The organism is Pseudochelatococcus lubricantis, from assembly GCF_042432495.1.
In the GTDB taxonomy this organism is placed as follows: domain Bacteria; phylum Pseudomonadota; class Alphaproteobacteria; order Rhizobiales; family Beijerinckiaceae; genus Pseudochelatococcus; species Pseudochelatococcus lubricantis.
Window position 1 is genome coordinate 940,609 of the sequence record NZ_JBHLXC010000002.1, and the last position, 26,968, is coordinate 967,576.

Sequence of the window (26,968 nt, forward strand, 5' to 3'; positions counted from 1 at the left end):
AAATGGTCTATGCCGGGCCTACGCGGGTGCTGTATACCCGAAAAGAGCGGCGCGCCCGGCCGTTTGTCCCGACAGAGGGTTCAGGGGAAACGAAGGATGACTGCAATCAGGCTGGCGCTCGTCGCCCACGATGCGCGCAAGGACGAACTCGCCTCCTTCGCGGAGCGCCATCGCGTCTTTCTGGGCCAATGCGCGCTGTTCGCGACCGGCACGACCGGCTTGCGAATCATGGAACGCTGTCCCGAACTCGATATCACACGGCTGAAGAGCGGCCCCTACGGCGGCGACCAGCAGATCGGCGCGATGATCGCCGAGAACGCGATCGACGTGTTGATCTTCTTCGTCGATCCGCTCTCGCCCCTGCCGCACGATGTCGACGTGAAGGCGCTGATGCGCCTCGCGCTTGTCTACGACGTGCCGATGGCGCTGAACCGCGCCACGGCGGAAATGGTTCTCGCGGCCGTGATGCGCGGCGGGAAGGCCGCCGGCGAGGCGGCGGGATAGGCGCCGGCGGTTCAACCGGCGGATGCCTTTTTCCGCGGCATGTCCGGCGTGTCGGCCTCGACCGGCGGGGCAGGCGCGTCTTCCGTTCCGGTCAGCACGGCAATCCGCTCCGCCACCTCCGCGATGCGCTTGCGCAGCAGCGCGTTTTCCTGCGCGGCGCTGCCGGCCGTGAGGCTCGCGAGCCGCGTCTCAAGGCCGGCGATGGTGATGCGCCGTGCGTCGCGGTCCTCGGTCATCGCATCGAGTTCCGCCGTGAGCCGCACGTTTTCCTGCGTCGATGCATCGTGCTCCCGGCGGAGGCTTGCGAGGGCGGAAGCGTCGGCCATCATCTGCTGGCGCAGTGCGGCCTCGACGGTGCCCGACCCGGCCCGGTCCTGCGCGTGGGCGGCGCGCTCCTTTTCGAGCTGACGCTCCACCTTTCGCACGGCGATGGCGCCTTCGGCCCGCACATAGTCCATCTGCGCGGTGAGTTCATCGATCGAGATCGGGAACTGCGCCGCCAGCCGGCGCCGGGCGAGACGGCCCGCGCGCGCGTTGACGCCCGGCAGGATCATCAGCGCCAGGACGCTGGCGGCCAGGAATCCGGCCGCAAAGATCAGGACGGTTTCGAACACGTCAGCGCCTCGCCTGTTCGGATAATGATTCGGGATCGGAGAGCCCGATCAGAACGGATTCCACGTGGATTGGGGAGTGAATTTCAGGTAGCCGATATTGACACCCAGTTTAAGCCCCACGCCGGTGCGGATCGGCACCAGAACGACATCCCGCGTCCCTTCGCCTCGGCCCGCGAGCGCGGAAACCGCGAAGCCCGCCACCAGATAGGCCGAGCCATCGATGCCTGCGAAGCGCTGGAACATGATCTCGACGTTCGGCAGGTGATAGATGAGGATCATCGTCCTGTTGCCCGCCCCGCCGAAATCGAAGCCGAGCGAAGGCCCCTGCCAGAACACGACGCGCTCACCCATGTTGCGCGTGTAGACGCGCCCTTCGCCGTAGCGCAGGCCGCCGAAGAAGGCGCCCGCCGCCTCCTGCCCCAGGATGTAGCCGTTGGGCTTGCCCCAGCGCTCGAAGACGTTCTGCACCGCGAGCGCCAGGCCACGTGAGGTGGAGCCGAAGAAGCGGTGTCCCGAGTCGACGATTTCCTCTACGTTGAACGTGTCGCCCGAGGCGGGCGCCGGCTCGAAGCCGGGCGGCGGCGGTTGCTGGGCCAGGGCGCCGTGCGGGCCTGCCGACAGCAGCGCGGCCAGTCCGCTGCCTGCCGAAAGAGCCAGCATTCTGCGCCGTGTGAGCTGCGGTTGTTTCGTATCACGCGGTGACGAATCCATGCACCCGTTCCTCCTGAGGCATCGCCGGTCGGCACTGTTGGGCCGACGTGTGAAGGTTGGCGCAGTATCTATGCCAACAATGGCTGTCGCGAGGCAATCGCCGTCGCACGCCTCCTCACGGGCGGCAAAAGGCGCCGACAGCAGCAGGATCGCCCCAGGCGATGAACGGTCCGTTAACGTGGCCGTCCCGCGCGCGCCCGTAGGTCAGCGGTGCGCCGGCCGGATCGACCACGGTGCCGCCAGCGGCGCGCAGCACTGCGTCTCCCGCCGCCGTGTCCCACTCCATGGTGCGGCCAAAGCGCGGGTAGACGTCCGCCTCACCCTGCGCGATGACGCAGAACTTGACGGACGAAGATGCCGAGACGCGCTCGCATACGGGCAGGCGGGCCAGAAATTCTTCCGTGTGCTCATCGCCGTGGCGGCGGCTCGCGAGCGCGGTCAGGCCGGCCGGCGGCGCCTTGCGTGTGTGAATGGTCCGCCAGTCCGCCACGGTCGGGCGCGGCTCATAGGGTGTGCGCTTCGTGGCGGCAGCGTGCGCGCCACCGATCCACAGCAGGCCGCTCGCCGGCGCGTACACCGCGCCCGCCACGGGCATGCCGTTGACGATCGCCGCGAGGTTGACCGTGTATTCGAGGCCGCCGGTGGTGAAATCGCGCGTGCCGTCGAGCGGGTCGACGAGGAAGAACGCCCTGTCCGCCGTTATATCGCCGGCCGTCTCGCCTGCTTCGGCGCGCGCCGCCGTCTGTTCCTCGGCGATCACGGATACGTTTGGAAAATGCACGGCGAGCGTGTCGAGGATATAGCGTTCCGCCTCGACGTCGGCGTCCGTGTAGCTCGACCCGTCCGTCTTGCGGTAGACGCCGAAGCCGCGCGCCACCGCCTCCAGAATCAGGCCGCCGGCGAGGCGGACGATTTCGCCCAGATGCTCCGCCAGCCGGTCGCGGATGGCGGGCTCGTGCCATCGGCGATGATCGCCCGCCGCGCCGTCCGGGGGGAAATCGCGCGGGTCTGGAGGCGTCGGCATGATGGTTCCTCGGGGCGTGTCGCCGCCCGGTCCGGCCTGTGGGTCGCGCGATGCGGCTGCCGCTTGACCTGACGATCTGTTAACCTGATTTGGTTAGTGTGCAGTGTAGCCGCTTTTCAAGCCCGGCAGCACCGTGTAACAGATTTTTTTCGCAAGGTGTCGCCGATCGCAGGAAAACGGCCGCAGCGCGCCAAGGCCGCATCAGGATAGAAACAGATTTTCGCCCGCGGAGCACTCATGACTTCTGTCTCCCTCGACGCACTCGACCTCGCCGCCTTGCTGTGCAGCCGGGTGTGTCACGACGTCATCAGCCCGGTGGGCGCCATCGTCAACGGCCTCGAAGTGCTGGAGGACGAGGACGACGCCTCCATGAAGGAGTTCGCGCTCGACCTCATCAAGAAGAGCGCGCGCCAAGCCTCCGCCCGCCTTCAGTTCGCACGCCTGGCCTTCGGCGCGGCCGGTTCCGCAGGCGCGGAGATCGATCTGGGCGACGCCGAGCAGGTCGCCAAGGGCTTCATCCACGACGACAAGCTGTCGCTGGTGTGGAACGCGGAACGGCGGCTGCTGCCGAAAAACAAGGTTAAGCTGCTGCTCAACCTCATCCTGGTAGCGACCAATGCCATTCCGCGCGGCGGGCGCATCACGGTCGACGCCGATTTCGGCGCGGCGCCGGCGGAGACCCGTCTGCGCGTCACGGCGCAGGGGCCGCAGGCGCGCATTCCCGTCAACGCTCAGGAACTCGTCGCCGGGCGCTCCGCCACGGGCGAGGTGGACGCGCACGGCATCCAGGCCTTCTATACCGGGCTCGTGGCGAATGCGGCGGGGCTTGGCGTGAGCTTCACCATCGACGGCGACATCGTCACCATCAGCGCTGATCCCCTGAGCTGAGCGGCACAGCGGGCGGCGGAGGTTCGCCGCTCCCGCTTTCCAGATAGCGCAGGATGCCCGCCGCGGCCGCGTGGCCGGTGGCGAAGGTGGCCTGCAGCAGGTAGCCGCCGGTGGGGGCCTCCCAGTCGAGCATCTCGCCGGCCGCGAACACGCCGGGCCTCTTGCGCAGCATGTAGTTGTCGTCGATCTCCGCCCTGTGGATGCCGCCTGCCGACGAAATGGCCCGTGCCAGTGGCTGCGTGCCGGTGAGGCGGATAGGCACGCCCTTGACGAGCGCCGCGAGTTCCCGCGCGGTCGTCGGCAGCGGGCCGGGCTCGCGCACCAGCAGCGCCGCCGCTGGCGACAGGCCGGCGACCTTGCGCAGGGTGGTCGCTGCCGACTGGCCGGACCGCGCCCGCTCCAGCCGCCACGCCAGTTCCGACTCGCTCATGCCGGTTTGCAGGTCGATCGTGAGCGTTGCTTCGCCGTCGCGGGCGATGGCCTCTCGCAGTACCGTCGACAGCGCATAGACGGCACCGCCCTCGATGCCGGTCGCGGTGATCATCGCTTCGCCGTTGGCGGTCAGCCCTTCCGCGTGTAGCGCAATGCGCTTCAGCGGCTCGCCCTCGGCACGGGCTCGAAACACGTCCGACCACGCGACGGTGAAACCGCAATTCGCGGGGCGCAGGTCCGCGACATCGATGCCCTCGCCGCGCAGCACCTCCACCCAGCCGCCGTCAGAGCCGAGCCGCGGCCACGATCCGCCGCCGAGCGCCAGCAGCGCGGCATCGGCGCAGACGACACGCTCGCCCTCCGGCGTGGCGAAGCGCAGGTCGCCGTTCGCGAAACCGAGCCAGCAATGGCGGAAGGAGAAGGCGACGCCGGCCTGCTCCAGCTGTCGCAGCCAGGCGCGCAGCAGCGGCGTGGCCTTGTAGGAGCGCGGAAAGATGCGCCGGCTCGATCCCTCGAAGGTGGGTTCGCCCAGATCAGCGCTCCACCGGCGCAGGCGCCCGGGCGGAAACGCGCGGATAGCAGGCTCCAGCCAGTCGCGCGCCGGCCCGTATCGCTGCAGAAACTTGTCGAGCGGCTCCGCGTGCGTGAGGTTCAGCCCGCCGCGTCCCGCCATCAGGAACTTGCGGGCCGGGGAAGGCATGCGCTCGTAGACCGTCACCGCGCAACCGGCGCGCGCCAGTTCCCCGGCGGCCATCAACCCCGCCGGTCCCGCGCCGACGACGGCGACGGTTCGTCTCGTCTCGTTATCGGCGGACACGGCAGAATGTCCCGCGCCGGCCCGGTGGGCTCATGGTTATGGTGAAATGCGATGACAAGGCGTTCTCCGGACGGATGCGGCGCAAGACAACGCCGCATGGAGTGAAGCGGCCTCTTGCGAATCGCCGCCTCGCTTTCTCTGGCTGTCGAGGCGCAATCCCGGCCCTGAGGGCAAGGAAGCGCGCCCTATTCCGCCGCCGCGACGACATTGCCGCGCCGGCTGTGATTGGCATAGGTATCCCAGGTGATGTCGTACTCGCCGGCCTGATTGCCCCACGCCATCCATCCCGTGCGGGTGCCGCGCGCGAAGAGTTCGAGATAGGGACCCGGGCTGCATGCCTCTACTATATCATAGAATTCGTCCGGCTTGCGGCTGTGCTCGCGCTTTTGCGCGGCGAAAAGATTGACCTGCCTGCGGCCGGGAGCCTGCGTCCGGGCGTTCTTGCCCCGCACGCCGAACAGCACCAGCTCCGTCACGTTACGAAAATAGAACCCGACACCCCGGCCATCGGAGCCCCCATCCTTCCGCACCTTGTGCCAGACGAGGTTGGACTTGTAATCGAAGCCCCACGCCTTCATGACCGCAAGCCCCTCGGGCAGGAGAGCATTTGGCACCCACAGATAGAGATGCGCGGGGCTTGCAGCCGCTTCGGAGACCGGCAACGCCGCGATCTCGGCGAGTTCCATGGTGCCATAGCGACTGAGGCGCTTGTGTTCCGGGGCCATCTTGCCGGTCCGGTTCTGGAATCGCCACGGTGGATCGGCGAGGATGGTCGCAAACTTGCGGCCGGCAAGCTGCTGCCGGAATTCCTCGACGGGGTTCGGGGAGCCTGTCATTCCGCACTCCAGTCGCTGATGCACTCAGGCGTGATGCCGATGGCGAGCACAGGACAGCCGCCATTGCGCCCGGCATTGAGGCGATAGAGGAGTTTGCCCATCCACGTTGTGCTCGCGCCGTATTTTTCCATCGTCGGGCGCGGGTCGCCGTTCCGCTTCGTCTCGATGTTCCCATCTTTTTTCAGCGCCGGCCCCACCTGACGGAACACCGTATCCAGACTGCGGCTGCGCGTGACCAGAACGGCAGCATCGATCACGCCGCATTGCGCGAAGGCGCTGAATGCGTAGAGGTCGCGATCGAACGTCTGATCCTTGCTGTTCCATTCGAGATCGAATGCAACCCTGCCCTTGACATAGTCTATCTTGTGCCCGTCCAGAAAGTTGGCCCGTCTTATCTCCTTCTGCCGGCGCTCGAACACGGGCCTGCCCGCTTTCGTATTGCGGCTCTGCTCGCGCCACAGCAGGCGGACGAGCAGGTCTCCCTGCACGACGGTCTCGTGCCAGTTCAGCGGCCGCAGAACCTGAGAGAAAAGCTTGGGAATATCGGATTCGTTGCCGCCGGCGGTGCGGATCATCTGCGTCGTGATGCTGAAGCCGCGCAGCGCCTCAAGCAGTTCTCCGTACTCGGCCCTGTGGCTCTGATTCAGGATGACGGCAGCGTTCCGGTAGCTGTAGACCTCGTATTTCGTGCGGATGTCCGCTGGAACCATCGCGTCGACCAACGCCTGCGGATCCGCCGCGTCGCCCGGCGCCGTCGCCACTTCCGCAAGGGCGACGTCTTCCAGTGCGATTTCGTCCGTCAATTCGTCTGCGGCAATATCGTCGACCACGCTCAACCTCATCTCCCGTCAACTGACTGGTAACAGAAAACCGTGAGAACACAAGCGGAACGACTGGCCGGACCGAGCAACCCGGGGCATGATTCACAGCTTTCCGGTTTCCTCTCGCCGCCGCCTGTCCGTGTGCCCTGATCCGGTCCGCGCCAACTGTCCGCCTGTGCGTTGCCCGCGCGATTCATGCTATGGAAAGCCATGCAATGGCAGGACGAAGGCATTGTACTCGGCATCAGGCGGCACGGGGAGACGAGCGTCATCCTCGATCTGCTGACGCGCGCGCGCGGCCGTCACGGCGGGCTGTTGCGTGGCGGGCGTTCGTTGCGCATGCAGCCGGTGCTGCAGACGGGAAATTCGGTCGAGGCCGTCTGGCGCGGGCGCGTCGAGGGCCAGCTCGGCCAGTACCGCGTCGAGGGCACCGTGTCGCGCGCCGCCCGCTTTCTCGATTCGCCGCTGGCGCTGAACGGTCTCGGCCTGCTCGCCGATCTGCTGCGCCTGTTGCCCGAGCGCGATCCGCATCCTGCCCTCTACGACGCCGCACTCGTCGTGCTCGACCACCTGGACGAGGCCGGCATCGCCCCCGTGCTGCTCGTGCGCTTCGAACTCGCCCTGCTCGCGGAATTCGGCTTCGGTCTCGATCTCACGCAATGCGCCGTGACGGGCGCGACGCAGGACCTCATCTATGTATCGCCACGAACCGGGCGGGCAGTGTCGGCGCGGGCCGGCGAGCCATACCAGGACAGGCTGCTGGCGCTGCCGGCCTTCCTGCGCGATTCCGGCAACGGGCGGGGCTTCATGGCGGGTGCAGGCCATCCCGGCAACGCGGCGGTGCGGGCGGGCTTCGCGCTCACCGGCCATTTCCTCGCGCGCCACATCTACGGCTCCCGCGACGCACCGCTGCCGGACGCGCGGGCGCGCCTGCTGTCGCTGCTCGCGTGATGCACGGGCCTGTCCGACGCAAGGCGGCTTGCGATGATCGGTGTCGTTCGATATATGTTCGCGACAAGACGGGATTCGGTGCGGGGTTCTCAGGGGTTCAATGGGCAAGAAAGCGGATTTGCCGCCGGCGGGCGGGCGCGATGACGGCGGCATCGAGGAAGTCGGCCTGCGCGAGGCGCTGGAAGAGCGCTACCTTGCCTATGCGCTCTCCACCATCATGCATCGCGCGCTGCCCGACGCGCGCGACGGCCTCAAACCCGTCCACCGGCGCATCCTCCACGGCATGCGGCTGCTGCGGCTTGAGCCGGGCGCGGCCTTCAAGAAATCCGCGCGCGTCGTCGGCGATGTCATGGGTCAGTTCCATCCGCACGGGGACCAGTCCATCTATGACGCGCTGGTGCGCCTCGCTCAGGATTTCGCCCAGCGTTATCCGCTGATCGAGGGGCAGGGCAACTTCGGCAATGTCGACGGCGACAATGCCGCCGCCATGCGCTACACCGAGGCGCGGCTGACACCCGTCGCGCAGCTTCTGCTGCAGGGCATCGATGAGGATGCGGTCGACTTCCGCGACACCTACGACGAGACCAACCGCGAGCCTGTCGTGCTGCCGGCGGCCTTTCCGAACCTGATGGCGAACGGCGCGCAGGGCATCGCGGTCGGCATGGCCACCTCCATCCCGCCCCACAACGCCGCCGAACTGTGCGACGCGGCACTCTATCTGATCACGCATCCGGCCGCCGACACCGACGCCCTGCTGACCTTCGTGCTGGGGCCGGACCTGCCCACGGGCGGCATCATCGTGGACGACCGCGAGACCATCGCCGAAGCCTACCGCACGGGACGCGGCGGCTTCCGCGTGCGCGCCCGCTGGACGCGGGAGGAGGGAGCGCGTGGCCAGTGGACGGCGATTGTCACCGAGATTCCCTATGGCGTGACCAAGGGGCGGCTGATCGAGAAAGCCGCCGATCTGCTCCTCGCCAAGAAGCTGCCGCTGGTCGCCGATATCCGCGACGAATCGGCGGAGGACATCCGCATCGTCATCGAACCGCGCGCGCGGACCGTCGATGACGTGCTGATGATGGAATCGCTGTTCCGGCTGACCGAACTCGAATCGCGCCTGTCGCTCAACCTTAACGTGCTGGCGGCGGGGCAGATTCCGAAAGTGTTGAGCCTTGCGGAAGTACTGCGCGAATGGCTTGACCACCGGCGCGACGTACTGCTGCGCCGTTCCCGCTTCCGGCTTGGCGAGATCGTGCGCCGCCTCGAAATCCTCGACGGCCTGCTGATCATCTATCTCGATCTCGACCGCGTCATCAGGATCATCCGTGAGGAGGATGAGGCGAAACCCGCGCTCATCGCCGCCTTTTCGCTCACCGACGTGCAGGCCGAGGCCATCCTCAACACGCGGCTGCGTTCGCTGCGCAAGCTGGAGGAGATGGAGCTGCGCCGCGAGCATGATAAGCTGACGGAGGAGCGCGCTGGCATCGAGGCGCTGCTGGCCTCCGAGGAAAGCCAGTGGAAGAGGGTGGCGGGGGAGGTGCGCGAGGTGCGCAAGCTCTTCGGCCCCGAAACCGCGCTCGGGCGTCGGCGCACCACCTTCGCCGAGGCGCCGGAGGCGGCGGGTGCCGACCTCACGGAGGCGATGGTCGAGCGCGAGCCGATCACCGTTGTGCTGTCGGCCAAGGGCTGGATCAGGGCGCTGAAGGGCCACGGCGTTGACCTGTCGAGCCTGCAGTTCAAAGGCGACGACAAGCTCTTCCTGTCGTTCCCCACCGAGACGACGGCACGGCTGCTGGTGCTGACCGACGACGGGCGCGTCTTCACCATCGAGGCGGCGAAGTTGCCCGGCGGGCGCGGCGTGGGCGATCCGTTGCGACTGATGGCGGATATAGACGAGAACGCCGCGATCGTCGCCGCCTTCCCCTACGTTTCGGGCGAAAAGCTGCTGCTGGCGGCCTCTGACGGACGCGGCTTCATCGCGGCGGCGGACGACATCGTCGCCAACACGCGCAAGGGCAAGCAGGTGCTGAACCTTGATGCCGCCGGCCGGGCGCGTCTGTGCGTGCCGGCGAACGGCGACCACGTTGCCGTCGTCGGCGAAAACCGCAAGCTGCTGGTGTTCCCGGTCGTCCAGTTGCCGGAGATGGCGCGTGGGCGCGGCGTGCGCCTGCAGCGCTATGGAGACGGTGGCATCTCCGACGCGCGCGTCTTCAGTATTGCGGACGGACTGACATGGACCGACGCCTCAGGCCGCACGTGGACGGTGCCCGAGGCCGAAATCCGCGCCTGGCTCGGCAACCGCGCCGATGGCGGGCGCCTGCCGCCGAAGGGCTTTCCGCGCAACAACAGGTTCCGGTAATCGTAGCGGGCATGCGGGGAGGGCGGCCGGCTGGCGGGTTTTTCCGCCACGGGCGCGAGGGTATTCGCGTGATACGGCAAGAGAGCGAAATGTAATTACATTGCATTTAGAAACGTTATTTCATATCTATGCAAGTACAGCGAGCGTCGCGGCGCGTTTTTTCATGTTCGGTCATCTCATTGACATGGGGCGTTCCTACTGTCCGGACAATCCCGCGACCGGGTATGGCCGCGTCTGTGCGGGGTGGGCGAAGTACTTCTGTCTAACAAGGAAATTGCAACATGCGACACTATTGGTTGGTCGCGACGGCCGTGGCGCTCGTGCCGGGCGTCGCTGGCGCGCAAGCCATTTATCCGATCGATCGCGCGACGATCCTTTCCGGTTCGAAGTTCGACTTCAAGGTCGAATTTCCCGAGGTTGTGAAGGAAGCCGACGTCAAGGTCCTGGTGAACGGTGAGGATCATGCCTCCGTGTTCGGCAAGAAGGCCGAGTTCACCGAGAAGGAAAAGGATGCCAATGCGTCCGCGATCCGTCTCAACGACGTCGTCATCGCCAAGCCCGGCACCTACAAGATCGAGGCCAGCGTCGCCGGTCAGCCCGCGAAGTCCGTGACCTGGGAAGTGTACGGCACCGCCGACAAGCCTGTCGCGAAGAACGTGATCTTCCTGATCGGCGACGGCATGTCCGTCGCCCACCGCACGGCCGCCCGCATCATGTCGCGCGGCAACACCCAGGGCAAGGCTAACGCCAAGCTCAACATGGACTACCTGCCGAACCTCGCCTTCATCGGCACGTCGAGCACGGACTCGATCGCCGCCGACAGCGCGAACACGGCTTCCGCCTACTTCACCGGCCACAAGTCCGCCGTGAATGCGCTCGGCGTCTACGACAGCCGCGCCAAGAACTCGCTTGAGCATCCGAAGCAGGAAACCCTCGGCCAGGCGCTGCGCCGCGCGGCCCCGAACAAGAAGCTCGGCATCGTCACCACCGCCGAGGTGGAGGACGCGACGCCGGCCGCGCTCGTCGCCAACACCCGCAAGCGCGCCGACAAGGACAAGATCGTCGGCATGCACTTCGCCGTGCTGCCCGACGTTCTGCTCGGCGGCGGCTCGGCCTACTTCCTGCCGCAGGGCACGCCTGGCTCCAAGCGCAAGGACGACATCGACTACATCGCCAAGTTCCGCGACGAGGGCTACTCGATCGCCACGGACCGCGACAGCCTGATCAAGTCGGCCGCCGAGACCAACTCCGGCAAGGTCCTCGGCCTGTTCCACACCGGTAACATGGACGTGCTGCTCGACCGCCAGTTCCTCAAGCGGGGTACCGTCGACAAGTTCCCGAACCAGCCCGGTCTCGTGGACATGACCAAGGCGGCGCTGGACGTGCTGTCGAAGAACGAGGACGGCTTCGTGCTGATGGTCGAGGGCGCCTCCATCGACAAGATGTCGCATCCGCTCGACTGGGACCGCGCTGCTGTCGAGACGATCGAGTTCGACAACGCTGTCGGCGTGGCGCGTGAGTTCGCCGAGAAGCACCCCGACACGCTGGTCATCGTCACCGCCGACCACACCCACGGCGTGGGCGTTGTCGGCACCATCGACGACAACAAGCCGGGCGATGACATGCGCGAGAAGGTCGGCACCTACCAGGACGCCGGCTTCCCGAACTACGAGGACAAGGACGGCGACACCTATCCTGACGACATCAACGTCAGCAAGCGCCTCGCCATCTTCTCTAACAACTTCCCGGACTACTACGAGACGTGGCGTCCGAAGCTCGATGGCCCGTTCGTCCCCGCGATCAAGAACGAGAAGGACGAGTACATCGCCAACGAGCAGTACCGGAACGTTCCCGGCGCCGTCCTGCGCATCGGCAACATCCCGCGCAGCGGCGACACCGGTGTGCATGCGGTCGACGACGTGGTGCTGCAGTCGCAGGGCCCCGGCTCCGAGAAGCTCAAGGGTTACATGGAGAACTCGGACGTCTATCGCGTGGTCGTGGACGCTCTCGCCCTCGGCGCCAAGCAGTAATTATCCGATATGAAGATTTCGTCCGGACGGGAAGCCGTCCGGACGTGCTGTTTTTGAGATACCGGCAGCTTTAGCGTAAGTGATAATTGTCATGAAACGGAACTGCGTTCTGATATATCGTTATGGCGTTATCGGATTCCCGCTGCGAGTAAACGGAAAGTGAATCGACGTTTCCTCGTGTTTGTCCGATTTCTGGCCCGGGAAGGTGTCCACCTTCCGGACGCCGGAAGGGCGGGATGGATATCGGAGGCTGAAATGAAACGTTCCTCATGGACAGGCGAGCCGGTGTCGCGCCGCGATATCGTGCGCGCGGGCATGGGCGGCGCGGCCGCGCTTACATTGGCGGGCCATGTCGCCCCGGTGCGCGCGCAGGGCGATATGCTGACGTTCGAGCAGCTCTATGGCAAGTTCAGCGTGCTGGGTCTGGAGTTTTCGGAGCAGGTCAAGCGACTCAAGGGGCGGAAGGTCTCCATGCGCGGCTTCATGGCGCCGCCGCTGAAGGCCGAGTCCAAGTTCTTCGTGCTCACCAAGATGCCGATGGCGCTGTGCCCGTTCTGCTCGTCGGACGCCGACTGGCCGGAGGACATCGTCGTTGTCTACCTCGGCGACAAGCAGACCTTCGTGCAATCGAACCAGACCATCGAGGTCACCGGCACGCTCGAAGTCGGGTCGTGGATCGATCCGGAAACCGGCTTCGTCAGCCAGTTGCGCCTCACCGACGCCCGCTTCAGGTCCGTATAGATGGTCGCGCTCCAGCTTTCCGACGTCAGGGTGAGCTTCCCCGGGCTCGACGCGCCGGTGCTCGACATCCCGCGGCTTGAAATCGCGCCGGGCGAGAATGTCGTGATCACGGGGCCGTCGGGCTCCGGCAAGACGACGCTGATCAACGTCATCACGGGGCTGGAGAAACCCGATCAAGGCGCGGTGCGCTGGGGCGATATCGATCTCGTGCCCCTCACTGAATCGCAGCGGGATGCGTGGCGTGCGACGCACGTCGGTCTCGTGATGCAGGAGTTTCATCTGTTTCCGGGCCTCAGCGCCATTGAGAACGTGCTGCTGCCGGTGCGCTTCCGCGTCTTTTCCGTGCCCGCGGAATTGCGCGGCCGCGCGGCGGCGCTGCTGGAGCGCGTGGGCCTGAAACGGCACGACCAGCGTATCGAGACCATGTCGCGCGGCGAGATGCAGCGCGTGGCGGTGGCGCGTGCGCTGCTCGGCAAGCCGGCCGTGCTGGTCGCCGACGAACCGACTGCCAGTCTCGACGCGGCGAGCGGCGCGGTGGTGGGTGATCTGTTGACGGAGCTGGCGGACGAGGAAAACGCCACGCTGATCGCCGTCACCCACGATCCGCGTCTCGCCTCGCGGTTGCAGCGGCGGCTGCGGCTCGTTGCCGGGCGCATCGTCGAGGACACGGCTCAGACGGCGGTGCCGCCCACGGCCGCGTCCGCCGCGGCCGCGCAGCAGGGGCAGGTGACATCATGATTCCCGTCCGTTTCATTCTGGCCGACCTGCGTCGTCTGTGGGCCGGATCGCTGGTGATCGTGCTGCTGATCGGCCTCGCGACGGCGCTCGGCATCGCCGTGGGCATCCAGGAGCGGGCGTTGCGCCTTGGCAGCGCGCGCGCCGCAGACCGTTTCGACGTCGTTATCGGCGCGGCCGGCAGCGAGACGCAACTGGTGCTGAGTTCCGTCTTTCTGCAGGCGGCGCCGCTCACACTGCTGCCGGGGCAGGTGCTGAAGAAGCTTGCCGAGGATCCGCGCGTCGACTGGGCGGCGCCGGTGGGCTTCGGTGATTCGTTCCAGGGCTCGCCCATCGTGGGCACCACGAACGAGTTCCTGACCGACAAGGGTCGCCGGCAGTTGCTCGCGGGCCATGTCTTCGAGAAGCGCACGGACGCTGTGGCCGGTGCCCTGGTCGATCTCCAGCCGGGCGATACGGTCAAGCCGATTCACGGCCTGCCGGGCGAGGGTGGGCATAGCCACGACGAACTGGCCTACACGATCGTGGGGCGGCTCGCGCCGACGGGCACGCCGTGGGACCGGGCGATCCTCGTCCCCATCGAGACCGTCTGGAGCATCCACGGGATGGGGCCGGCGGGCGCGCATGCGGAAGGCGATCACGCGGCCGCAGGCGACCACGACCACGATCACGACGGTGCGCAGGACCACGCGGCGGCGGACCATCTGGGCCCCCCGTGGTCGGCCGGCGTTCCCGGCGTTCCGGCAATCATCGTCAAGCCGAAGTCCATCGCCGCCGCGTACCAGCTGCGGCAGGAGTACCGCGCGGAAACGACGGTCGGCGTGTTCCCGGCGGAGGTGCTGACGCGCCTCTATGCGACGCTCGGCGACGCGCGGCTGGTGCTGACCGCCATTGCCATCGGCACGCAGGCGCTCGTCGGCGCGGCCGTGGTGCTGGTGTCGGTGGTGCATCTGTCGCAGCGCCGCCGCCAGATCGGCGCGCTCAGGGCGCTCGGCGCGCCGCGCGCGGCGATCTTCGGCGTGGTGTGGGTGGAACTGTTGCTGCTGATCGGGCTCGGTGTCGCTCTCGGTGTCGGTCTGGGCTATCTGGGCGCGAAGGTGGCAGCGTCTTTCTTCACCGTGCAGAGCGGCATCGTGCTGCCGGTAACGCTGGAGGCAAGCGACGTCGGCTTCGCCGCCGTGCTGCTGCTGGTGGCCGCGCTGATCGCGCTCATCCCCGCGTGGCTCGCCTACCGCCAGCCGCCGGCGGCTGCGCTGAGGGCGTGACAGCATTGCTGCCTCCGGGCGGCTTGCGGTATCGATTGTGCCTATAATAAACGGCGGGGCGGCAGGCTCCGCCGTTATACGTTCGGGTTCGATGACTCACACGCTCACTTTGACATTCTCCGTCGCGCCGGATGCGGAGATTTTCGCCATCGGCGACATCCATGGCCATGCGCCGCTGCTGGACGACCTGCTGGAGCGCATCGCGCGCACGCCGCGCCTGCCCGGCAAACGGCGCATCGTGGTTTTCCTCGGCGATCTCATCAACCGTGGGCCGCAGTCCATTGCCACGCTCGATCTCGCTGCCGCGGCGCACGAGCGCGTGCAGGCGGACGAGGTCGTCGGCCTGTGGGGCAACCACGAGCAAATGCTGCGTCTCGCCATGCTGCCCGCGCACGATCCCCGCTGCATCAGCGCCCGCGCGCTGTGGATGCAGCACGGCGGCCCGGGCTTTCTGGCGGAACTCGGCATCGGCTCGCCCTTCGCGCTGGCCGATGCGCTGGGGGAACGGCGGCTGGCGTGGCTTACCGGCCTGCGCCCGCATTTCCGGTCCGGCAACGTGCTGTTCGTCCATGGCGGCGTCAACCCGCGCATCCCGCTCGCGGCGTTCCTGCTCGCGCCGGTCGAGGTTGACATCGCGAAGCTGGACTACGACCTGCACTGGGCCTGGATACGCTACACCTTCGCCCGTTTCGAGCCGCGGCAGGAGGGGCGGCGCGGCCATCAGGGCGTGTTCGTTGCGCACGGCCACCTGCAGGGCCATCTCGACGTCGTCACGCGCGCCGACGCGCAGCTCGCCCGCGACCGCATCAACCTCGACGGCGGCTCCTACAGCACGGGCCGCGCGCGCATGGCCCGCTTCGTCGACGACCGGCTGTCGCTGTTCGAGGCGGCGGTCACGGAAACCGGCATCCCGGGCAAGGGCTTCGATGCCGTGCCCGTCGACTGGATCGATACGGTGTCATAAGGCCGTGCGCCGCCATATGTCGCAGCGTGCGGACCTGCACAATCGCGTTATCCCGCTTGCGCGCGCCGTCGCCGGCGGCTACTCAGCGGCGAAGCGGAGCCGGGAGCGCCGACAGGCATCGCGCTCCGTCAAATAGACGGACCGGAAGGGCGATCCGACCGGAAATCGTCTTCATCTGGCGAACGACATGGGAGGTTCGGGATATGGCAATGGCAGGTGTGCGTCGGGCGCTGCCCCTGATCGTCTTTCTCGTCGGCCTGCTCATTCTCGGCAGCGCCATCCTGCTGCAGCTGCGCGGCGGCGCGGACGCACCGGCTCCCTCGGCGGTCGGCGGTGCGTTTACGATGACCGACCATAACGGCCGGCAGGTGACGGAGAAGGATTTCCTCGGCGCGCCAACCCTGGTCTTCTTCGGCTTTACCCATTGTCCCGACATCTGCCCCACGACGCTGTTCGAGGTGTCGGAGGTGCTGCGCGCGGCGGGAGACCGGGCGAACGGCGCGCACGTGCTGTTCGTCACCGTCGATCCGGAGCGCGATACGTCCGTGGTTCTCAAGGACTATCTCGCCAGCTTCGACGACCGCATCCTCGGCCTCAGCGGCGACCGCGCGCAGACCGACGCCATCATCAAGGCGTTCAAGGTCTACGCGAAAAAGGTGCCGACCGGCGACGCGCCGGAAGACTACACGATGGATCACACGGCAATCGTCTACCAGATGGACAAGCAGGGGCGCTTCGTCGGCGCGTTCAACCTGCAGCGCCCGCCTGAGGACGCGGCCAAGGAGCTGATCAGCCGCCTGTAAAGGGCGACGTGCGCCTGCGCGAGAGGCCGTGCCGTGTCTTGTGCCAGTGGTGGGGAGCGATGAGCAGTTCGAGCAACCCCCACCACGCGGCGAGCGACAGCATCAGGAGATAAACGGGCAGGAACGGCGTCACCCACAGCAGCCGCAGCCGGCGTTGGCGCCGGAGCCCGACGACCATCGGCAGCATCAGTGCCAGCAGGCCGCCTATCCAGACGGCGGACGAGAAGCCGAGGACGATGGCGTCCGGCCATGCCTGCGTCGTGCCGAACGCGCTCCATAGCATCCAGGCCGAGGCGGGCATGAACAGCGGCATGCCGAGCGCGCCGAGGACCGTGCCGAAGGTCAGCGTCGAGGCAAGGATGAAGCCGGCAGGCCCGAGTTCGCGCCAGGCGGCGCGGGGATGGCGCGCATGGGTGATGCACACCTGCATCCACCCCTTCAGCCACCGTGCGCGCTGCCTTATCCAGGCGCCGGCCGTGATCGGCGCCTCCTCCCGCGTGGCGGAGGGCAGGTCCATGACGCGCCACCCGAAGCGCGCCAGACGGATGCCGAGGTCCGCGTCTTCCGTGACGTTCCAGGCGTCCCAGCCGCCGATCCGGCGCAGGACCGCCGTGCGCAGATGGTTGGAGGTGCCGCCGAGCAGCACTGGCAGCCGCCCGGCCGCGAGGCCCGGATTGACGGCGTCGAACAAGGCGGCGTATTCGGCGGCGAACAGGCTCGGCAGCAGGCCGTCGCGCGGGTTGTCTATCACAAGGTGTGCCTGCAGGCAGGCGGCGTCCGGAAAGGCGCGGAACAGCGTCGCCGCGAGCCTGAGCTGGCGCGGGTCGGGGATGTCTTCCGCGTCGTAGACCACGACATGCCTGCCGCGCGCGGTCGCCAGCGCCATGTTGAGGGCGCGGGGCTTCGTGCGCGGACGACCCGCGGGCGCGACGAGAACCCGGAGGTGGGGCGGCGGCTCGCAGGCCTCGATCGCCTCGCGCGTCTGCGTATCGTCTTCCTCCAGCACGAGATTGATGTCGAGCTTGGCGGGTGGATAGTCGAGCGAGCGCAGCGCGTGCAGGAGCTGCGGCACCACCTGCGTCTCGCGGTAGAGCGCCACGATGACCGTGTAGACGGGGAGTTCCGCGTCCGCGAGCAGCGGCGGCAGCAGCGTTCGCGCCGTCCATTGCGGCCTCTCCAGGCAACAGGCGATCCGCTGCATTTCCATCGCCAGAAAGACGACGGCAGCGGCCAGCATCAGCCCTTGCAGGACGGAAACGGGGAAGAGTGCCATCCCGGTCAGCAACAGGCCGGCGCACACCAGCAGGCCGGCGCGCTGGCGCCGGACGAGGCCGTGGAAGACGGAGAACTGGGGCATGCGCGCCGCCAACCCGCCGGAAATCTCGCTGGCGATCTCGCGCTGGAAGCGGCCGCTGGCGAGCCGGGCGAGGCGGCGTGGCGTGGTGAGCGCGAATCCCCGGCCGCTCAACCGGTAGCGGTGCTGGAACAGCATGCGGATGGCCCGCCCGTCCGGCGCGATGGCGTAGCGAAGCCCGTGGCGGTTCGGCGCGAGCGGCAGCGCGCCGGCGTGCAGCGCCTCCGGATAGTGGGCATCGGCCCCCAGCTGCACCTCTTCCGGCAGGAAGGGCAGGCCGAGTTCGCGCGCGAGGGCGCGGTAGAGCGCTTCCTCAGGCATGAGTTCGAGCGCAAGCACCGCTTCGGATGCCGGTACCTGCCAATGGCGCGCCCACCGCGCGGCATCGCCGAGGAGGGCGGGAGGAATGCCGTGGCTGGCGAGAAACGCGATGTCGGCAGGAATATCGCCCGGTGGCCGCGCCTGTTCCCCGCTCATCGCGGGCCGCCTGACCGCACGACGGCGGGCGGCGGGAGACGGCCGGGCGGGCCGCCGGGGCAGGCGCGTTTTATCGTCGGGTCAGGCGTCAACATCGGTTTCCACGGTTATGCATTCGATATAAGATCGTCGGCGCAATGCGGCATTCATTTATCTTTTTGCGACAGATATGTCATGTTTCAGCTTTGCTGTTTGCGGCAGCATGGCTTGGCCTGTGCGCGCGCGCCGATGCGGCGACCGTGACGGTTCCCGGTTTCTGGGGCGCGGAGGCACGGATGCAGAAGCCGGATCTGCTCGGGGCGCGCGTCGTCCGCTTCCTCACGGACGACGAATTTCCGCCGTTGCACTTCACTGGCCCGGGCGGCCAGCCGACCGGCTTTTCGGTGGAGCTGGCGCGGGCCGCCTGCGCGCTGCTTGAGCTGAGCTGCACGATCCAGGTGCGCCGCTTCGACACGCTGCTCGATTCGCTGGCCGACCGCCGCGGCGATGTCGTGGCCGCCGCCATCCCGATCCGCCCGGCGCTACATGAGCGCTTCAGCGTCACCGCGTCTTATCACCGCACGCCTGCGCGCTTCGTCACACGCCGCCCTGCAGTTGCAGAAGGGCCGGCGGACGGGCCACTGCAGGCGGCGGTGCTTACCGGGCGCAAGGTCGCGGTGGTGCGGGAGACGGCGCACGAGGCTTATCTCGCCGCCTTCTTCCCGCAGGCGGCGCGCGTGCCGTTCGCCAGCCTGCAGGCGGCGCAGGCGGCACTGAAGGCGGGGGATGTCGACTACCTGTTCGCGGACGGCATGTCGCTGGCCCTGTGGCTCAATGGCGCGGCGGCGGGCGACTGCTGCATTTTCGCCGGCGGCCCCTATCTGGAGAGCCGCTTTTTCGGCGAGGGTGTCGGCTTCATCGTGCGAAACGACGACACCGTATTGCGCGATGCACTGGATTACGCGCTACGAAAGCTGTGGGAAAACGGCACGTATACCGAAATCTACCTGCGCCATTTTCCCGTCAGCTTCTATTGACCGGAGCCGCTGCGCAGGATGCGCAGCAGCAGCCACACCGGCACCACGATCATGGCACCGTAGCCGATCCAGATGCCCACGTTGCGCAGGCTGGCGAAGCCCTCGTCGATCAACTGGCGCACCAGCGAGGTGATGCCCTCGTAAAGGTCGACCGGCGACACGCCCCACCACGACATCACCGCGCCGACGATCAGCGACAGGAACAGCAGCCGGATGAGGACACCGCCGGGCGAGCCGCCAAGGAAGCGGTTCAGGGAACCATTTGACATCACATTCTCTCCGTCGGACGGGCCTGTCGTCGGCTTCGGGGCTGGTTGCCCCGTTTTGTCATAATTCGGCAGCACGGCATACCTTAAAGCGGAAGAAAAATCGGACGGTCTCCGGCCGCAGCCGGCGTGTGCGGTTTCGCGCTGGCCGGGCACGCCGGGCTATCATAACGTTGTATTCGAATCACGCGATATCAAGCGACGCATTTCAAGCTCCCGGCGCCGCCGGCGCCGGCAGGCAACACGGGGGAAACGATGACCGGGGCTGTGCCATGCCAACTGCCCGCGCTCGATGCGGCGCTGTTCGATTCCGAGCGGATCGACGCGGAGACGAGGAAGCTGAACACGGCGATCGTCGACCTGATCAACGCCGCGCCCGACCAGTGGAGCCTGCCGCCGCAGGAGGTGCGCGACCTGCGCGCGCAGGGACGGGGGGCGTTTCCCGCACCGATCCTGAGTCCGCGCGCCCGCACCGTCGAGATCCCGGGCCCGCGCGGCGCCATTCCGCTGCGCATCGTGGAGCCGCGCGATAGCACGCGCGGCGCCTTCCTGCACATTCACGGCGGCGGATGGACGTTCGGCACCGCCGACGGGCAGGATGCGCGGCTGGAACGCTTCGCCGACAACCTCGGGCTCGTCGCCATCTCTGTGGAATACAGGCTCGCTCCCGAACATCCCTATCCGGCCGGTCCCGACGACTGCGAGGCGGCGGCGCTCTGGCTCGCGCGCGAGGGTGCGGCCCTCTTCGGCGCCGAGCGGCTGTTCATCGGCGGCGAATCGGCGGGCGCGCACCTGTCGCTCGTCACGCTGCTGCGGCTGCGCGACAGGCATGGGCTGTCGCCCTTCAGCGGCGCCGTCCTCACGGCGGGCTGCTTCGACCTCGGCCTCACGCCGAGCGTGCGGCACTGGGGCGAGGAAAAGCTGGTGCTCAACACCCGCGATATCGAAAAGTTCGTGGAAAGCTACCTCGGCGGGCCGGAACTCGGCGGACACGACCCGCGCCACCCGGACATCTCTCCTCTTTATGCCGACCTGTCCGGCCTGCCGCCGGCGCACCTGATCGTGGGCACCCGCGATCCGCTGGTCGACGACACGCTGTTCCTGCACACGCGCTGGGTCGCGGCCGGCAACCGGGCCGAACTCGCCGTTTGGCCGGGCGGCGCGCATGTCTTCGTCGTCTTCCCCGGCACGCTCGCGGACAGGGCGCTGGCGCGCTCCGAGGCGTTCCTCGCGACTTTCCTGTAGCGGAGAGGTGTCCGCCGGTCAGGCGGCGCTCGTCGAGCCCGCGGCGGAGGCGATGCGCGCGGCGGCGATCACCGCCTGCGTGCGGCTTTCGACGCCGAGCTTCTGCAGGATCGCGGAGACGTGCGCCTTGACGGTCGCCTCCGAGACCATGAGTTCGTAGGCGATCTGCTTGTTCAGCAGGCCTTCCGAGAGCATCATCAGCACCCGCACCTGCTGGGGCGTGAGGCTGGAGAGCCGGCGTACGAGTTCGTTCGTCTCGCGGTCCGGCGGCTGCGAGAGATCGACGTCGGGCGGCGTCCATGTCTGGCCGGCGAGGATGGCCTGCAGCGCCTCGCCCATGGTACGCACGTCGAGCGACTTCGGAATGAAGCCCGAGGCACCGAAGTCGATCGAACGGCGGATGACGGCCGGATCGTCGTTGGCGGAAACGATGGCGACCGGCACGTCGGGATATTGCGCGCGCAGGTATATGAGCCCGGAGAAGCCCTGCACGTCGGGCATGGTGAGGTCGAGCAGCGCGAGATCCACGGGCCCGCTGTGCGCCAGGGCATCGAGGAGCGCCTCGAAGGTGCCGCTTTCGGAGATCGCCACGTTGGAGACGACGGCTTCCACCGCCTGACGCAGGGCGCCCCGGAACAATGGATGATCGTCCGCTATGACGATCCGTGCCGATGATCCAGCACTCAAGGACCTTCCCCCGATATGTTTATGGTTATGCCTTCCACGGAAAAGCCGACAATCTTGCGAACGACGGCGTCCCCCCGCGACGATGGCTTGTGCAAGGCCGTGCGCCCATTGTCGAGAACTATATTAAATTATTAGCAGAGATGTCGATGACAGAAGCATGATCGGCGTCAATTCGTTGCCGGACAACCATGTCGGCGGCGTCGGGGCCGGTCGTCCGCCGTGCCTGCCCGCGTGTTCACGACAGGCGCGCGGCGCCATGCATGAGCGCTGCGCTGATCTGCGCGGCGCCAGTGGCCGCGATGAGCGCGCCGAGGCCGATCATCAGCGAGCGCCGCCGCGAGGCCGTCGCAGCATCGTCGGAGGCGGCATCACCGCCCTCGGCGCCCTGGCTGCGCGTCTCGTCCGCGCCCGCCATGGCCGCGCGCCGGGCGGCGGCGATGAAGCTCGCGGTGAAGCCCACGTTCTCGGTCAAGCCCGTCGTCTCGCGCGCCAGCAGGTTCTCGGGGCCGTCCGCAGGCGGCGTTTCCGGCCCGGGCCCTCCTCCAGTGGCGCCGGCGCGGGCAAGCGCCTGCGCGGCGCGGCGCTCCGGCTCCTCAGTGCCCTTGCCGCGCAGCCCGCGCGCGCGCAGATCTTCTTCGAGCAGTGCGAGCCGGTCGACGATGCGTTCCAGCGTGCTGTGCACGGCGTCCAGCGTATCCGACGCACGCAGCTCCCGCTCCCGCAGTTCCCGCGTGCGCTGGTCGGGCGCGTCGTCCCGGGCGGAGAGGGCGGCGAGCGCCTCCCGCGCCGCGACGCGGGCCATGCGCTCCAGCGAGGCGTCGTCGGCCTGCGGCAGCCCGCGCAATTGCGCCGATAGCGCGCCGATGCTGGTCTCCAGTGCTTGCAGCCGCCCGTCGTCGACGGGCTGCGCGCCGTCTGCGGCGGTGCTCTCCCGCGTGTGGCGGGCGACGTCGTCGAGGCGCTGGGCGAGATGGCTGATCTGTTCGGCCAGCCTGTCGACCACGCCCGTCGAGGTGGCGTCGTGCAGCTCGCGCTCGCCGCCGTTGTCGGGGGCGCCGGCGAGGTGCAGACGCTCGACGTTTTCCGAGAGGCTGCGCACCATGTCCTCGATGCGTGCCAGTTCCAGCGGCGGGCGATCCTCCTCCAGCCGGGAATCGATACGGTCGAGCCGCGCCAGCACTTCGCCCAGCTCCGGCTGCTGCAACGCCTCGGTAGCCGGGCGCAGCGCCGCGTCCAGCTTGCGCGACAGCCCTTCGAGCCGCTCGATGATGGCCTGCTGCGGGGCGCCGTCGTCCTCGCCCGCCTCAAGCCGCGCCAGTTCGACCTGCCGCGAGCGGATGTCGACGATGGCGCGGGCCAGCCGATCCTCAACCTCGATCTGCCCGGCCTCGGGCGTCGCGTCGCGTGTGTCGCGGCCTTCCTGCAACTGGCGCAGGATGTCGTGCATCTGGTGCGCGAGGCGCAGCTCCATGGCGGCGATTGCCTGCGTCTGCTGAAGGGCGGCCTCCTGCAGGGGCGCGGCGACGTCCTTCGGCAGATGCTCCAGCCGATGCGCCGTCTGCTGCTCGATGCGCCGGATGCGCTTCGCGACGGCAGCCAGCGTGCGCGTGAGTTCCGCCGTCGCCTGTTCCTGCTGCGTGGCGGCGCGGAGCGCGTCCTCCCGGCGCCGTTCCTCGGCGTTCGCCATATAGCGGGCAAGGCCGGTGAGCGCCTCTGCGAGGCGCATCGCCTGCTCGCGGCTGCGCTGCTCGCTGCGGGCGGCGATGTCCCGCAGCAGCCGCTCGATGGCGGAGGCGGGGAAAGCCTGCTGTATTCCTGGGTGCGGCGGTGCCTGCGGCGCGTCATGTCGCGCGGTGTCCCGCCGGGCGAGGCGCGAGAGATGGGCGGCGATCTCGGCCCAGCGCTCGTCCCGCGGGTTCGGCCGGTCCGCCGGGCGGGCGGCCTGCTGCATGTCGGCCTGCTGCGTGATGACGAGGCTGAGCCATTCGCCGATGGTCATGCCGGAGCGGCGCGCGGCTTCCTTCACCGCCTCGCGCACCGGCGGGGCGATGCCCTTGACGCTCCAGGACTGTTGCGAAGACTGCTGCTGCGCGGATTGCGGCGTGGCGTGCTGTGCTTGGCTCGTCATGATCCGGCGTCATCCAGTTCCTGCATCGGGGTGCACCCGTCCTCGCCGGCGGGTTGGCCGGCGCGCGTGTCGATCCGGCTGGACCGGCCCATGTTCCGAAGCCCGCGCCGCGATCCCGAATCGCGGAAAACGCCGGTCCCCGTAACCGGTTCTCCACCGTCTGACTTTTTGCCGCTCACGGTAAACAGACGGTTAAGCCGGCTGCCTTTTCCACGCCCGGGGGGCGGGCATCGTCACAACGGTGTTGCCGCGCCGCCGCTATGCACTTGGGGGATGGCAGCATCGGAAAAATCGCGACTCGACGCTGCCCCGAAAAACGTGGTAAACGCCAGCGCCAACCCAGCTTCCGCCTGATCGGCGTCCGGCTTCCCTCGGTACGCTGCCCGCCCGGCACAGGTGCCGGCCTCGCGGTCATGCTGAACCATACGAATCAGAAAGGTTGGCGATGCCGGCTATCCGCGAAAAGACCATCCGTGAGGCTTTGACCTTCGACGACGTGCTCCTGCAGCCGGGGCATTCAGAGGTGATGCCGGGGCAGGTCGACCTGAGGACGGCGCTGACCCGTTCCATCTCGCTCAACCTGCCGATCATCGCTTCCGCCATGGATACGGTGACGGAGGCGCGCATGGCCATCGCCATGGCGCAGAGCGGCGGGCTCGGCGTCATCCACCGCAATCTCACGCCCGAACTGCAGGCCGATCAGGTCCGCCTCGTCAAGAAATACGAATCCGGCATGGTGGTGAACCCGGTCACCATTCACCCGGACGAGACGCTCTCCGATGCGCTGACGCTGATGAAGACACATTCCATCTCCGGCATTCCCGTGGTGGAGCGGGGCGCGGGCGGCCACAACGGCAAGCTCGTCGGCATCCTGACCAACCGCGACGTGCGCTTCGCCACCAGCCCGGAACAGCGCGTATCGGAACTGATGACTAAGGACCGGCTGATCACCGTGCGCGAGGGTGTGGGGCAGGAGGAGGCCAAGCGGCTCCTGCATCAGTTCCGCATCGAGAAGCTGATCGTCGTCGACAGCCACTATCGCTGCATCGGCCTCATCACCGTCAAGGACATCGAGAAGCAGGTCGCCTATCCCAGCGCGGCCAAGGACGACCAGGGCCGGCTGCGCGTCGCCGCCGCGACCACGACCGGCGACGAAGGTTTCCTGCGTTGCGAGATGCTGATCGACGCGGGCTGCGACGTGCTCGTCGTGGATACCGCCCACGGCCATTCCCAGCGCGTGCTCGACACTGTCGCCAAGGTCAAGAAGCTGTCGAACGCCGTGCAGGTAATCGCCGGCAACGTCGCCACCGCCGCCGGTACGCAGGCGCTCATCGACGCGGGGGCGGATGCCGTCAAGATCGGCATCGGGCCGGGCTCCATCTGCACCACCCGTATCGTGGCGGGTGTGGGGGTGCCGCAGCTCACCGCCATCATGGACTCGGCCGAGGTGGCGCACGCCGCGGGTATCCCGATCATCGCCGACGGCGGCATCAAGGTCTCGGGCGATCTCGCCAAGGCGTTGGCGGCTGGCGCATCCACGGCCATGGTCGGCTCGCTGCTTGCCGGCACGGACGAGACGCCTGGCGAGGTTTTCCTGTGGCAGGGCCGTTCCTACAAGTCCTATCGCGGCATGGGATCGGTCGGCGCGATGTCGCGCGGTTCCGCCGACCGCTACTTCCAGCAGGACATCAAGGATACGCTGAAGCTCGTGCCCGAGGGCATCGAGGGGCAGGTCGCCTACAAGGGCAGCGTCGCGGCCGTGCTGCACCAGCTCGCGGGCGGCCTGCGGGCGGCTATGGGCTATGTCGGGGCGCGCACCGTCCCCGAGCTGCAGGAAAAGGCGGAGTTCGTGCGGATCACCAACGCCGGCCTGCGCGAGAGCCACGTTCATGACGTGACCATCACCCGCGAGAGCCCCAACTATCCGACCCGCGGCTGACGCGGACGGGAACCGGACCATGACACCTGCCGCGCGCGTTTCCGCCGCCATCGCGATTCTGGCGGACCTTGAGGTCCGCCGCCGCCCCGTCAACGATGCGTTGCGCGAGTGGGGGCAAACCCACCGCTTCGCCGGATCGAGGGACCGTGCGGCCGTGGCCACGCTCGTCTACGACGCCTTGCGGCGGCGCGCGTCGGCCGCGTCCCTGCTCGGCGGCGACAGCCCGCGCGCCGTGGTGCTCGGCATGTTGCGTCTCGGGCGCGGCCTTGAGGCGGATGACATAGCCCGCCTGTTCTCCGGCGAGCGCTTCGCACCCGAGGCGCTGACCGCCGACGAGCGCGGGCGGCTCGAAGCACCGCCGCCCGACATGTCGGCCCCGGCGGCCGGCGACTTTCCCGACTGGCTGGAGGAGCCGCTCACGCGGGCATTCGGCGACGACCTGATCGCGGAAATGCAGGCGCTCGCCGACCGCGCGCCCATCGACATCCGCGTCAACACGCTGAAAACCTCGCGCGAGGCGCTGGCGGAAGCGCTGGCGCACCTTTCCCCCGAGACGACGCCCCTGGCGCCCGACGGGCTGCGCTTTCACGTCGACGCCGATGGCCGTGGCCCGGCGCTGCAGGCGGAGCCGGAGTTCATCCAGGGCCTGTTCGAAGTGCAGGACGAGGGCTCGCAGCTCGCGAGCCGCCTGACGCTGGCAGCGCCCGGCGAACAGGTCATCGACCTCTGCGCCGGCGCGGGCGGCAAGACGCTGGCGTTGGCGGCGCAGATGGACAACCGTGGCCAGATCTATGCCACCGACATCGACGCCCAGCGCCTCGCAGCCATCCATGCGCGGCTGGAGCGCTCCGGCGCGCGCAACGTGCAGCTGCGGGTGCCGCGCGGACGCTACGACCCGGTGCGCCGCCCCGAAGTTGCCGATCCGCTGGCCGATCTTGCCGCCTCCGCCGATCTCGTGCTGGTCGACGCGCCCTGCACCGGCACGGGCACATGGCGGCGCAATCCTGACGCCAAATGGCGGCTGCGCCCCGGCGCACTGAAGGAGCGCATGAACGATCAGGCTGTCGTCCTCGACCGTGCGGCCGGGCTGGTGAAGCCGGGCGGCCGCATCGCCTATGTTACCTGCTCGCTGCTGCCGGCGGAAAACGACGACGCCATCACGGCTTTTCTGGAGCGCCATGACGAATTTTCGATTCTGTCAGCGGAAGATGTCTGCCGGCAGGCCGGATTGCCGGACCTCGCGCCATGCGCAACCGCGGCTGGCGGCCTGCTGCTGACACCGCACAGGACGGAGACGGACGGATTTTACGTGGCGGTGCTGAGCAACGGCACAACCGGCGCCGCAGGGTAGGGCGGCATGC

The 26,968-nt window shown here is 68.0% G+C and carries 24 protein-coding genes; 14 read left to right on the forward strand and 10 right to left on the reverse strand.

All coding sequences use genetic code 11. The annotated features are described in order from the left end of the window. Positions 1-96 precede the first annotated feature (96 nt). Positions 97-504 carry a methylglyoxal synthase gene (locus ACFFJ7_RS07130; RefSeq protein ID WP_377591468.1) on the forward strand — a complete coding sequence of 136 codons (408 nt, stop codon included), beginning with the start codon at positions 97-99 and terminating at the stop codon, positions 502-504. Between the two features lie 11 nt (positions 505-515). Here the strand turns inward: ACFFJ7_RS07130 and ACFFJ7_RS07135 are convergent, their stop codons facing one another. From ACFFJ7_RS07135 to ACFFJ7_RS07145, 3 genes are all read right to left on the reverse strand, one after another. Further along, the gene (locus ACFFJ7_RS07135; RefSeq protein ID WP_377591470.1) at positions 516-1,118 is read right to left on the reverse strand and encodes a hypothetical protein; all 603 of its coding nucleotides are present in this window, start codon (positions 1,116-1,118) and stop codon (positions 516-518) included. 48 nt (positions 1,119-1,166) lie between these two features. Further along, a complete protein-coding gene (locus ACFFJ7_RS07140; protein ID WP_377591472.1) occupies positions 1,167-1,829 on the reverse strand; it encodes a DUF1134 domain-containing protein in 663 nt (220 codons plus the stop codon). A gap of 115 nt (positions 1,830-1,944) precedes the next feature. Next, entirely contained in the window at positions 1,945-2,853 is a 909-nt protein-coding gene (locus ACFFJ7_RS07145) for a 3'(2'),5'-bisphosphate nucleotidase CysQ family protein (protein WP_377591474.1), read from the reverse strand. 237 nt (positions 2,854-3,090) lie between these two features. Here ACFFJ7_RS07145 and chpT point away from each other — a divergent pair, with 237 nt between their 5' ends. After that, positions 3,091-3,741 (forward strand): histidine phosphotransferase ChpT, encoded by a 651-nt coding sequence (chpT, locus tag ACFFJ7_RS07150; RefSeq protein ID WP_166948370.1) that lies wholly within the window; start codon positions 3,091-3,093, stop codon positions 3,739-3,741. Here the strand turns inward: chpT and ACFFJ7_RS07155 are convergent. From ACFFJ7_RS07155 to ACFFJ7_RS07165, 3 genes are all read right to left on the reverse strand, one after another. Then, positions 3,719-4,990, reverse strand: a complete 1,272-nt coding sequence (locus ACFFJ7_RS07155; protein WP_377591476.1) for a TIGR03862 family flavoprotein — start codon at positions 4,988-4,990, stop codon at positions 3,719-3,721. The genes chpT and ACFFJ7_RS07155 overlap by 23 nt on opposite strands. A gap of 185 nt (positions 4,991-5,175) precedes the next feature. Beyond that, complete coding sequence (locus tag ACFFJ7_RS07160) at positions 5,176-5,826, reverse strand: MT-A70 family methyltransferase (RefSeq protein ID WP_377591479.1); 651 nt, start codon at positions 5,824-5,826, stop codon at positions 5,176-5,178. Beyond that, positions 5,823-6,656 (reverse strand): BglII/BstYI family type II restriction endonuclease, encoded by an 834-nt coding sequence (locus ACFFJ7_RS07165; RefSeq protein WP_377592104.1) that lies wholly within the window; start codon positions 6,654-6,656, stop codon positions 5,823-5,825. The genes ACFFJ7_RS07160 and ACFFJ7_RS07165 overlap by 4 nt, the downstream gene beginning before the upstream one ends. A 201-nt stretch (positions 6,657-6,857) precedes the next feature. Here ACFFJ7_RS07165 and recO point away from each other — a divergent pair, with 201 nt between their 5' ends. The 8 genes from recO to ACFFJ7_RS07205 all read left to right on the forward strand — a co-directional run bounded on the left by recO (position 6,858) and on the right by ACFFJ7_RS07205 (position 16,495). Further along, positions 6,858-7,598, forward strand: a complete 741-nt coding sequence (gene recO, locus ACFFJ7_RS07170; RefSeq protein WP_166948377.1) for a DNA repair protein RecO — start codon at positions 6,858-6,860, stop codon at positions 7,596-7,598. Positions 7,599-7,698: 100 nt separating this feature from the next. After that, positions 7,699-9,957: a DNA topoisomerase IV subunit A gene (gene parC, locus ACFFJ7_RS07175; RefSeq protein ID WP_377591481.1), complete on the forward strand. Its 2,259-nt coding sequence runs from the start codon at positions 7,699-7,701 to the stop codon at positions 9,955-9,957. A 281-nt stretch (positions 9,958-10,238) separates the two neighbouring features. Then, positions 10,239-11,987: an alkaline phosphatase gene (locus ACFFJ7_RS07180; protein ID WP_166948381.1), complete on the forward strand. Its 1,749-nt coding sequence runs from the start codon at positions 10,239-10,241 to the stop codon at positions 11,985-11,987. Between the two features lie 255 nt (positions 11,988-12,242). Continuing rightward, entirely contained in the window at positions 12,243-12,728 is a 486-nt protein-coding gene (locus ACFFJ7_RS07185; RefSeq protein WP_377591483.1) for a hypothetical protein, read from the forward strand. Then, entirely contained in the window at positions 12,729-13,466 is a 738-nt protein-coding gene (locus ACFFJ7_RS07190) for an ABC transporter ATP-binding protein (protein ID WP_377591485.1), read from the forward strand. It begins immediately after the preceding gene. Beyond that, the gene (locus ACFFJ7_RS07195; RefSeq protein ID WP_377591487.1) at positions 13,463-14,728 is read left to right on the forward strand and encodes an ABC transporter permease; all 1,266 of its coding nucleotides are present in this window, start codon (positions 13,463-13,465) and stop codon (positions 14,726-14,728) included. Before ACFFJ7_RS07190 ends, ACFFJ7_RS07195 begins: the two co-directional genes overlap by 4 nt. A gap of 91 nt (positions 14,729-14,819) precedes the next feature. Next, on the forward strand, positions 14,820-15,692 hold the full coding sequence (locus ACFFJ7_RS07200; RefSeq protein WP_377591489.1) for a metallophosphoesterase: 873 nt from the start codon (positions 14,820-14,822) through the stop codon (positions 15,690-15,692). 209 nt (positions 15,693-15,901) lie between these two features. Further along, entirely contained in the window at positions 15,902-16,495 is a 594-nt protein-coding gene (locus ACFFJ7_RS07205) for an SCO family protein (protein ID WP_166948390.1), read from the forward strand. Here ACFFJ7_RS07205 and ACFFJ7_RS07210 read toward each other — a convergent pair. Continuing rightward, positions 16,482-18,326, reverse strand: a complete 1,845-nt coding sequence (locus ACFFJ7_RS07210) for a glycosyltransferase (RefSeq protein WP_166948392.1) — start codon at positions 18,324-18,326, stop codon at positions 16,482-16,484. The two genes, ACFFJ7_RS07205 and ACFFJ7_RS07210, sit on opposite strands and share 14 nt — an antisense overlap. Positions 18,327-18,601: 275 nt before the next feature. Between ACFFJ7_RS07210 and ACFFJ7_RS07215 the strand changes: the two genes are divergently transcribed. After that, a complete protein-coding gene (locus tag ACFFJ7_RS07215) occupies positions 18,602-19,342 on the forward strand; it encodes a transporter substrate-binding domain-containing protein (RefSeq protein WP_246224981.1) in 741 nt (246 codons plus the stop codon). On the opposite strand, the gene ACFFJ7_RS07220 is transcribed toward ACFFJ7_RS07215, so the two are convergent. After that, the gene (locus ACFFJ7_RS07220) at positions 19,336-19,611 is read right to left on the reverse strand and encodes a DUF6460 domain-containing protein (RefSeq protein WP_166948397.1); all 276 of its coding nucleotides are present in this window, start codon (positions 19,609-19,611) and stop codon (positions 19,336-19,338) included. The genes ACFFJ7_RS07215 and ACFFJ7_RS07220 overlap by 7 nt on opposite strands. A 252-nt stretch (positions 19,612-19,863) precedes the next feature. Between ACFFJ7_RS07220 and ACFFJ7_RS07225 the strand changes: the two genes are divergently transcribed. Continuing rightward, the gene (locus tag ACFFJ7_RS07225; RefSeq protein WP_377591493.1) at positions 19,864-20,853 is read left to right on the forward strand and encodes an alpha/beta hydrolase; all 990 of its coding nucleotides are present in this window, start codon (positions 19,864-19,866) and stop codon (positions 20,851-20,853) included. A gap of 18 nt (positions 20,854-20,871) precedes the next feature. Here the strand turns inward: ACFFJ7_RS07225 and ACFFJ7_RS07230 are convergent, their stop codons facing one another. After that, positions 20,872-21,540, reverse strand: coding sequence for a response regulator (locus tag ACFFJ7_RS07230; protein ID WP_166948401.1), 669 nt, complete (start codon positions 21,538-21,540; stop codon positions 20,872-20,874). A 235-nt stretch (positions 21,541-21,775) separates the two neighbouring features. Then, the gene (locus tag ACFFJ7_RS07235) at positions 21,776-23,668 is read right to left on the reverse strand and encodes a coiled-coil domain-containing protein (protein ID WP_377591495.1); all 1,893 of its coding nucleotides are present in this window, start codon (positions 23,666-23,668) and stop codon (positions 21,776-21,778) included. A 445-nt stretch (positions 23,669-24,113) separates the two neighbouring features. On the opposite strand from ACFFJ7_RS07235, the gene guaB reads away from it, so the two are divergent. After that, complete coding sequence (gene guaB / locus ACFFJ7_RS07240) at positions 24,114-25,607, forward strand: IMP dehydrogenase (RefSeq protein ID WP_377591497.1); 1,494 nt, start codon at positions 24,114-24,116, stop codon at positions 25,605-25,607. 19 nt (positions 25,608-25,626) lie between these two features. Beyond that, positions 25,627-26,958 (forward strand): RsmB/NOP family class I SAM-dependent RNA methyltransferase, encoded by a 1,332-nt coding sequence (locus ACFFJ7_RS07245; protein WP_377591499.1) that lies wholly within the window; start codon positions 25,627-25,629, stop codon positions 26,956-26,958. Positions 26,959-26,968: the final 10 nt, after the last annotated feature.

What these genes read in the sequence shown, in the direction of transcription:
- guaB (WP_377591497.1), top strand. Translation starts at nt 24,114, where the DNA reads ATGCCGGCTATCCGCGAAAAGACCATCCGTGAGGCTTTGACCTTCGAC.
- ACFFJ7_RS07195 (WP_377591487.1), top strand. Translation starts at nt 13,463, where the DNA reads ATGATTCCCGTCCGTTTCATTCTGGCCGACCTGCGTCGTCTGTGGGCC.
- ACFFJ7_RS07220 (WP_166948397.1), bottom strand. Translation starts at nt 19,611, where the DNA reads ATGTCAAATGGTTCCCTGAACCGCTTCCTTGGCGGCTCGCCCGGCGGT.
- ACFFJ7_RS07140 (WP_377591472.1), bottom strand. Translation starts at nt 1,829, where the DNA reads ATGGATTCGTCACCGCGTGATACGAAACAACCGCAGCTCACACGGCGC.
- recO (WP_166948377.1), top strand. Translation starts at nt 6,858, where the DNA reads ATGCAATGGCAGGACGAAGGCATTGTACTCGGCATCAGGCGGCACGGG.
- ACFFJ7_RS07210 (WP_166948392.1), bottom strand. Translation starts at nt 18,326, where the DNA reads ATGAGCGGGGAACAGGCGCGGCCACCGGGCGATATTCCTGCCGACATC.
- ACFFJ7_RS07145 (WP_377591474.1), bottom strand. Translation starts at nt 2,853, where the DNA reads ATGCCGACGCCTCCAGACCCGCGCGATTTCCCCCCGGACGGCGCGGCG.
- ACFFJ7_RS07185 (WP_377591483.1), top strand. Translation starts at nt 12,243, where the DNA reads ATGAAACGTTCCTCATGGACAGGCGAGCCGGTGTCGCGCCGCGATATC.
- ACFFJ7_RS07225 (WP_377591493.1), top strand. Translation starts at nt 19,864, where the DNA reads ATGACCGGGGCTGTGCCATGCCAACTGCCCGCGCTCGATGCGGCGCTG.
- ACFFJ7_RS07180 (WP_166948381.1), top strand. Translation starts at nt 10,239, where the DNA reads ATGCGACACTATTGGTTGGTCGCGACGGCCGTGGCGCTCGTGCCGGGC.
- parC (WP_377591481.1), top strand. Translation starts at nt 7,699, where the DNA reads ATGGGCAAGAAAGCGGATTTGCCGCCGGCGGGCGGGCGCGATGACGGC.
- chpT (WP_166948370.1), top strand. Translation starts at nt 3,091, where the DNA reads ATGACTTCTGTCTCCCTCGACGCACTCGACCTCGCCGCCTTGCTGTGC.
- ACFFJ7_RS07245 (WP_377591499.1), top strand. Translation starts at nt 25,627, where the DNA reads ATGACACCTGCCGCGCGCGTTTCCGCCGCCATCGCGATTCTGGCGGAC.
- ACFFJ7_RS07205 (WP_166948390.1), top strand. Translation starts at nt 15,902, where the DNA reads ATGGCAGGTGTGCGTCGGGCGCTGCCCCTGATCGTCTTTCTCGTCGGC.
- ACFFJ7_RS07235 (WP_377591495.1), bottom strand. Translation starts at nt 23,668, where the DNA reads ATGACGAGCCAAGCACAGCACGCCACGCCGCAATCCGCGCAGCAGCAG.
- ACFFJ7_RS07215 (WP_246224981.1), top strand. Translation starts at nt 18,602, where the DNA reads ATGCAGAAGCCGGATCTGCTCGGGGCGCGCGTCGTCCGCTTCCTCACG.
- ACFFJ7_RS07130 (WP_377591468.1), top strand. Translation starts at nt 97, where the DNA reads ATGACTGCAATCAGGCTGGCGCTCGTCGCCCACGATGCGCGCAAGGAC.
- ACFFJ7_RS07160 (WP_377591479.1), bottom strand. Translation starts at nt 5,826, where the DNA reads ATGACAGGCTCCCCGAACCCCGTCGAGGAATTCCGGCAGCAGCTTGCC.
- ACFFJ7_RS07190 (WP_377591485.1), top strand. Translation starts at nt 12,729, where the DNA reads ATGGTCGCGCTCCAGCTTTCCGACGTCAGGGTGAGCTTCCCCGGGCTC.
- ACFFJ7_RS07200 (WP_377591489.1), top strand. Translation starts at nt 14,820, where the DNA reads ATGACTCACACGCTCACTTTGACATTCTCCGTCGCGCCGGATGCGGAG.